The sequence below is a fragment of the Cupriavidus sp. 05N39 genome, assembly GCF_056397325.1.
The window spans coordinates 1-374 of record NZ_JBFTNE010000395.1 but is presented as its reverse complement, the minus strand read 5'-3'; the positions used below and the strand labels follow the sequence as shown (position 1 = coordinate 374).

At 71.1% G+C, this 374-nt stretch carries 1 protein-coding gene; it reads left to right on the top strand.

From position 1 onward, the window contains the following. Nucleotides 1-12 precede the first annotated feature (12 nt). Nucleotides 13-374 (top strand): diacylglycerol kinase catalytic domain-containing protein (locus tag AC1DN0_RS41870; RefSeq protein WP_477146725.1); only part of this gene is annotated, 362 nt, incomplete at its 3' end.

The following is a 374-nucleotide window of genomic DNA, read 5'->3' as shown; positions in this document are numbered from 1 at the left end:
GTGGGTTTCCTGATGAACCAGTTCCGTGATGACGACCTGCCGGCACGCCTGGCGGCGGCCGAGCCGGCCAATCTGCGCCCGCTGGAGATGCTGGCGCTGACCGAATCGGGCACCACCACCGGGTCGCTGGCGTACAACGATGTGTCGCTGCTGCGCCAGACCCGCCAGGCCGCGCACATCGGCGTGGACCTCAATGGCCAGGAGCGGGTGGCCGAGCTGATCGGCGATGGCGTGCTGGTGGCCACCCCGGCCGGCAGCACCGCCTACAACTATTCCGCGCACGGCCCGATCCTGCCGCTGGGCTCGCACACCATCGCGCTCACCCCGCTGGCCCCGTACCGCCCGCGTCGCTGGCGTGGGGCGATCCTCAAGGC